9 protein-coding genes and 1 pseudogene are annotated in these 9,557 nt (G+C 71.0%); 2 read left to right on the plus strand and 8 right to left on the minus strand.

The features are described 5' to 3' along the window. A pseudogene (locus ACWC97_RS33745) lies at positions 1-81 on the minus strand (electron transfer flavoprotein subunit beta); the annotation flags it as partial. A 108-nt stretch (positions 82-189) separates the two neighbouring features. On the opposite strand from ACWC97_RS33745, the gene ACWC97_RS33750 reads away from it, so the two are divergent. Continuing rightward, positions 190-906 carry a TetR family transcriptional regulator gene (locus ACWC97_RS33750; RefSeq protein ID WP_385218338.1) on the plus strand — a complete coding sequence of 239 codons (717 nt, stop codon included), beginning with the start codon at positions 190-192 and terminating at the stop codon, positions 904-906. A gap of 149 nt (positions 907-1,055) precedes the next feature. Further along, on the plus strand, positions 1,056-1,424 hold the full coding sequence (locus tag ACWC97_RS33755; protein WP_352281166.1) for a Zn-ribbon domain-containing OB-fold protein: 369 nt from the start codon (positions 1,056-1,058) through the stop codon (positions 1,422-1,424). Between the two features lie 52 nt (positions 1,425-1,476). On the opposite strand, the gene ACWC97_RS33760 is transcribed toward ACWC97_RS33755, so the two are convergent. The 7 genes from ACWC97_RS33760 to ACWC97_RS33790 all read right to left on the minus strand — a co-directional run. After that, positions 1,477-2,811: an erythromycin esterase family protein gene (locus tag ACWC97_RS33760; protein ID WP_450653626.1), complete on the minus strand. Its 1,335-nt coding sequence runs from the start codon at positions 2,809-2,811 to the stop codon at positions 1,477-1,479. Between the two features lie 86 nt (positions 2,812-2,897). Further along, the gene (locus ACWC97_RS33765) at positions 2,898-3,635 is read right to left on the minus strand and encodes a thioesterase II family protein (RefSeq protein ID WP_352281170.1); all 738 of its coding nucleotides are present in this window, start codon (positions 3,633-3,635) and stop codon (positions 2,898-2,900) included. 18 nt (positions 3,636-3,653) lie between these two features. Beyond that, a complete protein-coding gene (locus ACWC97_RS33770; RefSeq protein WP_352281172.1) occupies positions 3,654-4,172 on the minus strand; it encodes a winged helix-turn-helix domain-containing protein in 519 nt (172 codons plus the stop codon). 357 nt (positions 4,173-4,529) lie between these two features. Further along, positions 4,530-5,708: a cytochrome P450 gene (locus ACWC97_RS33775; RefSeq protein WP_450653629.1), complete on the minus strand. Its 1,179-nt coding sequence runs from the start codon at positions 5,706-5,708 to the stop codon at positions 4,530-4,532. Then, entirely contained in the window at positions 5,705-7,027 is a 1,323-nt protein-coding gene (locus ACWC97_RS33780) for an MFS transporter (protein ID WP_450653631.1), read from the minus strand. Before ACWC97_RS33780 ends, ACWC97_RS33775 begins: the two co-directional genes overlap by 4 nt. Then, on the minus strand, positions 7,027-8,007 hold the full coding sequence (locus ACWC97_RS33785) for a TauD/TfdA family dioxygenase (RefSeq protein ID WP_352281178.1): 981 nt from the start codon (positions 8,005-8,007) through the stop codon (positions 7,027-7,029). The genes ACWC97_RS33780 and ACWC97_RS33785 overlap by 1 nt, the downstream gene beginning before the upstream one ends. A gap of 24 nt (positions 8,008-8,031) precedes the next feature. After that, on the minus strand, positions 8,032-9,557 hold a 1,526-nt coding region (locus tag ACWC97_RS33790), incomplete at its 5' end, for a condensation domain-containing protein (protein WP_450653633.1).

The raw sequence follows: 9,557 nt of genomic DNA on the forward strand, positions 1-9,557 counted from the left end.
CACCGTCAGATCATCAGCGAAACGCCGGTCACCCGTCGCATCCGGCACATACTTCACACAGACAACGATCCTCAAGCTCACGCCGGCTCTCCTACCTGGTGCGGTTTGTACGGACGACGATATGGCACTCAGTACCCTCTGTAAAGGAACCTGGTGCCAGAACGGGCCTTCCGGTGTTACGTTCCCGGCATGACTGAAGCGCGCAGACCTGCCAAGAAGGCCCCGATGCGGGAGGTGCTCGCCGAGGCGGCCTTCCAGCTCTTCCTGGAGCGCGGCTTCGAGCGGACCACCGTGGACGACATCGTGGCGCGGGCGGGGGTCGGCCGCCGGTCGTTCTTCCGCTACTTCCCCTCCAAGGAGGACGCGGTCTTCCCGGACCACGAGCGGTGCCTGGCCGACATGACCGAGTTCCTGGCCGACGCCGGGGACGCCGACCCGGTGGACGCGGTGAGCGACGCGGCCCGGCTGGTGCTGCGCATGTACGCGGCCAACCCCGAGTTCTCCGTACAGCGTTACCGCCTCACCCGGGAGGTGCCGGGTCTGCGCACCTACGAACTGTCCGTGGTGCGGCGGTACGAGCAGACGCTCGCCGGCTATCTGCGCGACCGGTACGGCGACGCGGAGGACGGGGCGCTGCGCGCCGAGGTCGTCGCCGCTTCCGTGGTGGCCGCGCACAACAACGGGCTGCGGACCTGGCTGCGTTCGGGCGGCGAGGGGGACGCGGAGGCTGCCGTCGACCACGCCCTGGGCATGGTGCGCCGGGTGTGGGGGAGCGGGGCCGGTACGGGTGCGCCGGCCGGGGGTGTCGTCGGGCCGGCGGGGGACGGCGAGGTGGTGGTGATGGTCGCCGCGAAGGGGGCCCCGATGTGGCGCGTGGTGCAGCAGATCGAGGCGGCCATCGGGTAGGAGCGAGTCCCCGGAAGCCATGTTCTGGCACTGAGTGTCTTTACGTTTCGGCACTCAGTGCCCTATGGTGCGGACGCGTCGACGCGCACGTACGGCGCGTCCGAGCCGAGCGCAGGGGGTCGACCGTGTCCCAGTCGTCGAATGGCACCGTGAAGGGCACCGCGGGGACGGTGCGGGAGGAAGCCGGCCTGAACTACCACCGGTGCCGATGGTGCGGCACGGCCTCCTTCCGGAAACTGCTCTGCCCGGTGTGCGCGTCGAGCGACCTGAAGCCCGAGCACAGCGACGGACAGGGCGTCGTCGTGCGGTCCGGCGTCGTCCACCGCTACACGGAGGCCGCCCGCAACGAGTCCCTCGTCCGGCTGCCGGAGGGCTTCGTCTTCCGCTGCCGCGTCGTGGGCGCGGCCCCGCACCGGGTGACGGTCGGCGCCCGGGTGCGCCCCGTCGCCGTCGAGGGACCGGACACCGGCGAAGTGGTCTTCGAACTCTGCGACCCGCCCCGCGAGGACTGGCTCTGACGGGACGCCCGTCGGACCCGGCATCCCGCGCTGAACCACCGGCGGGCGGGGCCTACCCGCCGGGCGTGGCCAGCAGCAGTGCCCGTGTCACCCGCCGCAGATGCACCACCACGTCATGGGAGCGCGCCAGGGCGACCCGCTGCGTGGGCTCCGGGTAGGACGTGCCGATGTTGTGGGTCGGGCGGGGGGTGGAGAGCCAGGTGCGGGCGGGGGAGGGAAGCGTGCGGAGGTCCAGGTAGTAGTCGGTGGCGGCGATCGTGTTCAGGAAGTGTTCGGTAGCGTTCCGGGCCGGGGCGCCGAGGGTGTAGACGGTGGTGGCGCCGTCGGGGGCCGAGGCGTTGAAGGAGCCGGTGCCGAAGGTCATGGCGATGCTGAGGTAGGACGTACCCAGCTCGTCGCGGAGGAAGGCGCCCTGCATGCGGGGGTAGCGGGGGTCGGAGGAGCGGTAGGCGAGGTGGCTGTTGTGGGCGGAGACGAGGATCTTCTCGCCGGTCGTCCCGTGCCACCAGGTGACGTTGTCGGCCATGAGGCGGTCGCGGTAGCCCATGGACGCCCGCAGGTCCGTGGGGTCGTCGAAGTCGAAGGCGTAGCCGCGTGCGGTCTGGTCGATGGCCCTGGCGTGCTGGAGGGCCCACGCGCGGGCCTGGCCGGCCGGGGCGGACGACGGCGCGTCGCGGGTGAGGAGGGAGAGCGCCGAGGACGTGCGGGAGGCGAGGGCACGGCGTTCGGCAAGGGGGCGGGTCAAGTAGTTCTTCATGTACGTGCCGGACGAGGTGGTGGGACGCAGGCCGCGGTAGAGCGCGGTGAGGCGGGGGAGCAGGCGGGGCTGGTGAAGGGCGGCGTAGCGCAGGACGCGGTCGTAGAGCTCCGGGCCCGCGTAGGCGAAGTCGTCGCCCAGGAAGCGCACCGGGTCCTTCGGGTGGTGGGTGTTCCACTTCCGGATCCACTCGACGAGGGAGAGGTATTCGCGCGTGTTCCACCAGGCGTACGTGTCCTGGAACTCCTCCCGCATGATGCGCCGGGGGTCGCCCTTGCCGGTGCGTACGTACGCGTCCAGCCGCAGGCCGGTGCTCCAGGACGTCTCCAGGGCGAAGGCGCGGAAGCCCTTCTCCTCCACCAGGTAGCGCAGCACGCGGTGCTTCATGGTGAAGAACTCGTGCGAACTGTGCGTCGCCTCGCCGAGGCCCACCACCTTCGCGTCGCCCACGATCCGCCCGAGCGGGCGCAGGTCGTCGAGGCCGCCGGTGGGGTCGGTGGTGCGCAGCGCGTGGGCGTGGTGGGCCGCCGCGAGGCGGGCCCGGTCCTCGGGTGGCGGGAGCGTGGTCGCGATGAGGCCCGCGGCGCAGAGGAGGAGGGTGAGGATGATCAGAAGTCGGTTCCGAGCCATGGGGCAAGCGTGCGGTTCTGGCGCGCATCAGAGAATCCGGCACACCCCCGCATGGGCCAGCCGCTCTCCGGACCATCCTCGTACCGCTAAACCGGTAGGTGCGGTTCCGGCTCCAGGGCGGTTCGCGCGACCCGCTCGGCCTCCGGGACGAGATAGAAGTGGTCGCCTTCGAGGACCGTGAGGGTGAAGGGACCCGACGTCGCGGTGCGCCACTCCTCGGCCTCCCCAGGGGTGACCTGGGGGTCGTCGGAGCCGATGAGGGCGTGGACGGCCGCGCGCAGCGGGGGCGTGCCGGCGGCGAGGTGGTAGCGGTCGATCAGGCGGTAGTCGTTGGCGATGACGGGGAGGAGCAGCGCGCGCAGATCCGGGTCCTCGAAGACCGCGGTGTGGGTGCCGCCGAGCGCCAGGACAGCCGCCAGGACCTCCTCGTCCGTGCGGGCGAGGGTGCGGGGGGAGCGCTGCGGGGCGCGTCCGGAAACACACAGACGAGTGACGTGGGTGGCACCCGTCCGCTCGATGCGCAGCAGCGTCTCGTGTGCGACGGCGGCGCCCATGCTGTGGCCGAAGAACACGGTGGGCAGCGGGGGGAGGGCCAGCAGCTCGTCGACGAGCGCCGGCACCAGCTCCCCCATCGTCGTGGCCAGCGGGTCGCGCATGCGGTTCTCGCGTCCCGGGTACTGCACGGCGAGCAGCTCGGTGCCCGGCGCGGCGTACTGGCGCCAGTCGCGGTAGAAACTGGCCGCGCCGCCCGCGTGGGGAAAGCAGACCAGGCGATGGGTGGGCGCGGTGGGAGTGGTGTGGCGGGTGAGGGAGGAGGTGGGCATGCGGAGAGTTCCGTTTCTTCAGCCGAGAAGGGCCTCGCCCAGCGGGGTGAGGCTGTGGACCGCCAGGTTCTGGCGGCGCTCCGTCGTCACGAACCCGGCGCGGCGGAGGATCGTGAGGTGCTTGCTGGCGGACGGGCTGGAGATGCGGAGCCGGTCGGCGACCTGGCCCGTGGAGCCGGTCTCCCGCAGGGCCCCCAGGACGTCCGCCCGGGTCCGGCCGAGCAGCGCGGGCAGGGCCGATTCGCCTTCCTGGCCCTGCCACAGCGCGGCTGCCGGCTCCGCCTCGGGGACGACGTTGTAGACGAGGACCGGTGTGCCCCGCCAGCCCATGCTGTCGTCGATCAGGATCGGGTGCGGGGCGAAGAGGGAGGGGGCGAGTGCCATGCCCTGGCCGGCCAGGCTGGTGCGCCGGGGCGGCTGGGCGGTGTCGACGCGGAGCAGGGGGGCTTCCCACCGTATGGCGCTGTGACGGTTGTTGAGGATCTGCTCGACACCCCCGTCCAGCATCTCCCGTCCGCAGGCTTCCCGTTCAGCCATCAGTAACCGATGAATTCCGTCCCAGAACGGCTCCACCGCCACCCGGTGGAACGCGTCCGTTTCAGATGGAATCGGCGAGGTCAGCGTTTCCACCAGAGAGGTGGAGCGCGTCTTCGGCAGTTTGATTCCGGCCCGTCGTAATCTGCTCCGCGCGGTGCGGCGCCATTCCGAAAGGGTGCCGCGCTGCTCTTTCGCCAACTGCCCCCAAGCCAGATGCGTTTCGAAGGCCGATCCCAGCGTTCCGATGATGCGGATACGGGCCAAATCCTCCAGGCCGAGGCATATGTCCAACATGGCGAACCGCTCCCCGTTTGGTCAATCCGAGACTGTATCGACGCTATATCGATGTGCGGAGTGTCAGCGCCATTTCATGGAAACGTTGAGGCTTCTGTAGCCCTGAACCAGATTCGACCGCATCCAGCGCACCTCTCCAGCCGGTTCGACGGACCGTGCCTCGGCCGTCAGTTGGGTCAGCAGCTCCTTCAGTTCGAGCCGGGCCAGCGCCGCGCCCAGGCAGTGGTGCGGGCCGGTGCCGAATCCCAGGTGGCGGTTGGGGGTGCGGTCCGGCACGAAGCGGTGCGGGTCGGCGAAGAGCCGCTCGTCGCGATTGGCCGCCGCCAGCCAGGCCACCACCGCCTGGCCCGCGCGGATCCGCCGGCCGCCGATCTCGCAGTCCTCGGTGGCCACCCGCAGCACGTGTGCCGCGGGGGAGGTCCAGCGGACCACCTCCTCGACCGCCCGGTCCGCCAGCTCCGGATCGGCGCGCAGCGCGTCGAGGGCGCCGGGGAACGACTGGAAGGCGTGGAAGGCGCCGGTGATCGAGTGCCGGGTGGTCTCGTTCCCGCCGATCAGTACGTTGTCGCAGTTGATCAGCACGTCCTCGGTGCTGAGCCGGCCGTCCGCGAGCAGCGCGCTGACCAGGTCGGTGCCGGGCTCCTTCTGGCGGCGCTCGATCAGTTCGTGGAAGTAGAAGAGGATCTCGGTGTGCGCCTCGGCGGGGGTCATCTTGTCGAAGCTGCTCTCCTCCCCGCCGAAGGCGTGGTTGGTGAGCTGGATCAGGTGCTCGCGCTCGCTGAGCGGTACACCGATCACTTCGCACACGATCGCGGCGGGGAGCCGCGGTCCCACGGTGAGCGCGATATCGGTGGTCTCCTCCGAGCGGAGCCGTTCGACGATCTCGCGTACTTCCTGCTGGAGAACGGAATGCAGTTCGGGGGCGCGCAGACGCGAGAGAAACGGCCCGATGAGCCGCTTCAGAACGGAATGCCAGTCCCCTTCGCTGACCACCAGCATGCGACCGCCGGAATGGTCGGCATGGTCGGCGTCGAATCCGATCATCATGCCGTACTCGGAGGTGAAAGGCGCTTTGGGGGAGAGGACGGCGGAGACATCGCGGTGGGAGAAGACGGACCAGAAACCGGACGGGGAATTTCCGGGTTCGCTCCAGATCTTCGCGTCCGACCGGATGTACTCCTCCCACATGCCGAAACGGGCTTCGGTGGTGTAAAGGTCGGGACTGGCCAGATCAATGGTCATGCCGAGTTGTCTCCATCTGTCTGTCGGAGGCGGAGCGGGGCCGGCACCGGCACCGCGGGTTCACACCGTGCCGGTGCCGGTGCCGGCACCGGCGACGGCTCCGCCACGGGTTCCGGTACGTCGCGCAGGGCGGGGCTGAGCGTGGTCAGCAGGGCGACGACGGCCATCACGCACGCGCAGCCCAGCAGCCCGACGGAGCGGCCCGTCAGGTCCAGCACGATGCCGCCCGCCAGCGGGGCCACCGCGCCGCCGCCCCCACTCGCGACGGCGGCGGCGCCGACCACCCGGCCCCGATGGCTGTCCGGGGTGAACGTCAACTGCTGCGTGGTGAAGAAGGCGTTCGCGGTGGGCGCCACGAAGGCCACCGCGCCGAGCAGCACCCCCGGCGTCCAACTGCCGGGCAGCACGGCGATCCCCGCGGTGAGCACCACGAACGCCCACAGGACGACGTAGACCGGCAGGGCCCCGCCCAGCAGCCGCTGGAGGAGCGGTGCCGCCAGGGCGCCGAGCAGGCCGCCCACTCCCAGCAGCGCGGCCATGAGCCCGACGAGACCGGTGCTCATCCCGCTGATCCGTGCCGACGCGATCACGATGAAATAGATGACGCCGAAGAAGAAGTTGGTCGCCGTCGCACAGGCCAGCCCCACGCGCAGGAACGGATGGCGCGCGATCCAGCGGACCCCTTCCAGGAGTCCCCGCCCGCCCGCACCGGACCGGTCGTCGGCCGGGCGGACCGGCGGCTGCCGCTTCAGGAACAGCAGCAGCACCAGACCGGCCAGGTGCGCGAGACACCCCACGGCGAACGGGAAGGCGCTCTTCACCGCCAGCAGGAATCCGCCCGCGGAGGTACCGGCGAGCTGGCCCCCGTAGGTCCGCGCCGCGTTCATCGCCACCGCGTCGGAGAGCCGCTCGGGGGCCACCAGGCTCGGGATCATCGCGTCGCCCGCCGCCATCGTCAGGGCGGTGGCCGCGCCGTTGACCAGGGCGATCCCGATCAACGCCGGCATCGAGACGGCGTCCGCCCACAGCAGCAGGGCCAGGGAGCCGAAGACGGCGACCAGGGCGGCCTGGCACCACAGCATCACGGTCCTGCGGTCGTACCGGTCGGCGACGGCTCCGGCGGGCAGCCCCGCCAGCAGCATCGCCGTCGCGTCCACGAACCCGATGATCCCGGCCCGCGAGGGCGAGCCGGTGAGTGCGAGCACGATCAGCGGCAGCACGATCAGGGAGGTGCTGTAGGCGAACTCGGCGAACGCCGAGCTCACCCACAGCAGCGTGAAGCCGCCCTTCGGCCCCTTCTCCGCGGTCCTGCCCGGCATCAGCCGAGCAGCCGGGAACGCGACTTCGACCGCACGTACGTGCGCCGGATGTCCCGCACCAGACTGGTGCGCTTGAGCCAGCGGTCGGTTCCGTCGTACCGCGGCGTGAAGGTGTCCCGGCCGTGGATGGCCTGGTAGTTGTCGACGAAGACGGCCTCACCGGGACCGAGCACCACCCGCTCGGCCGCGTCCGCCAGCAGTTCGGCGGCTCGCTCCATGACCAGCTCGGCCTCGCTGTCGCCGGGCACCGGGCTGGTGAAGTCGGCGTCGATCCGCAGATACGGGGAGTCCTGGGGACCGAAGAGCACGGAGGCCACCTCGTGCGGGCGCTCCTCCAGGGCCGGCCGGGTCCCGGTGGCGGGCAGCGGAGCCGTCTGGTGGGAGTCGTCGGGGAAGAACCGGAAGCGGTCCTGGTGCAGCACCTCCCGCAGCGGCTCCTCGAACTCCACCGATCCGACCAGCGACACCGTCGTGCCCACGGCGTCGGGGTTGCGCAGGCACATCAGGGCCACGTAGTCGCCCCGGCAGGCGTGGAACACGTCCTCGGTGTGCAGCGTCAGCTGCTGCTGGCTGCTCGCGCTGGTCAGGGAGTTCTCCAGTCCCTTGGACGGGCAGACGTCATGGACCAGCCGGCCGTTCTGCTGGTTGTTCCACCCGAAGGCGTCGCCCAGCACGGAGCCGACCAGCAGCAGCACCAGCTCCTCGCGGATCGCCGCACCCTCCTTCTCCGCTACCTGCCAGCTCGACGGGGTGGGGACGAGATCCTCGTCGACGGGGAGGTTGGACACGACGACGATGGCATCCTCGGCGGCTCGCGCGCGCACCAGGAACCGGCGCACCCCCACGGGCAGCCGCTCGGCCTCCTCGCGGATGTCGTCCACGTATTCCAGCGGTGCCCAGACCGGGTGCGTGGCGAGGAACTCATCGGAAATTCGGGCGAGTTCGACCTTCTCGGCGTCACTCAGAACATAGCGAGCCACAACAGCAGCCTTCCGGTAGGGCAGTCAGTTTCCGGCCGCTGCGGCGATCTGCCGCAGGGCGGTGGCGAAGTCGTCCGCCAGCCGGCGGACGGTGGAGGGGGAGTGGGCCGAGGGAGCGTGCATCCACTCGATCCGCAGCCGGCCGTCGCTGACGGCGGCCACGACGTCGATCAGGTGGGGACGGGCCTCCCCGGGCGCCTGGTCGGCGCCGAGGCCGTCCAGCCGGTCCCGGACGAGCCCGCCGCCACCGTCGGCGCCGTCCCACTGCCCCAGGTAGTTGAAGCTGATCCCAGGACGCGGGGCAGCCGCGAGCGCGGCCCGGTCCGGGTGGTCCGGCTCCCGCAGGTAACGCAGGGCGCCGTAACCGATACCGCGGCCGGGCACCTTGCGCAGGGTCTTCTTGACGGCCTTCAGGGCCTCGCCCCAGGGGCCGTCCGGCACCCTGAGCGTGACGGGGTAGATGGTGGTGAACCAGCCGACCGTCCGGGAGAGGTCGACATCGTCGAAGAGCTCCTCACGGCCGTGGCCCTCCAGCGCGACCGCGACCGGCCCGCCCGCCCACTGGTTCAGAACCCGTCCGAGGGCCGCCAGCAGCACGTCGTTGATCCGGGTGCGGAACGAGGCCGGCGCCCGGTGCAGCAGCGCGTCCGTGGTGGCCCGGTCCAGCACGACGGACTCGACGGCGACGTCCCCGTACGTGCTCCGCGCCGGCCCGTCGGAGGGAAGGTCCACCGCGCCCGCCGACGCCTTCCGCCAGTAGCCGGTCTCGTGGTCGAGCGCGCCGGAGCGGACGTGGTCGGTGAGCCGCCGCGCCCACTGCTGGTAGCTGCTGGTCCTGGTACCCAGGTCGACGGGGTGCCCCGCGGCGAGCTGGGCGTACGCGGTGGCGAGGTCCTCCAGGACGATGCGCCAGGAGACCGCGTCCATCACCAGATGGTGGACGGCGAGGAACAGCCGCGGCGGAGTGTCCGCGCCCGGCATGCGCAGGAAGACGCCCTTCACCAGGGCTCCACCGCGCAGGTCCAGGGCGCGCTGGGCCTCGTCGGCCGCGTCGTGCAGCGCGGCCTGTGTGCCGTCGGCCGGGATGTCCCGCACGCTGAGCATCCCGCCGGGGCGGTCGCCGTACTCCTGCGTCCAGTTCCCCGCACCGTCGTCCGCGTACCGCATGCGCAGGGCGTCGTGGTGGTCGACGGTCGCCGTCAGCGCCCGCGCCAGCACACCGGGGTCGGTGTCCGGCGCCAGGACGACGTGGACGGACATCGCGTACCGGTCGGGGGCCGTGGTGTGTCCGTCGAAGAACCACCGCTGGATCGGCGTCAGTTCAACACCGCCGGCCACCGGGCCCGACGCGTCGCTGTCGTCCGTCGTCGGCTCGGCCTGTCGGACCATCGGGGCCAGTTCGGCGATCGTCTGATGGGTGAACATCAGCTTCGAGGTCAGTTGGAGACCTGCTCGCCGGGCTTGGGAGACGATTTGGATGGAGAGGATGGAGTCGCCGCCGAGGTCGAAGAAGTTGTCGTGGATGCCGATGTGGTTGGTGGTGAGGATGT

This window comes from Streptomyces sp. NPDC001108 (assembly GCF_053598535.1).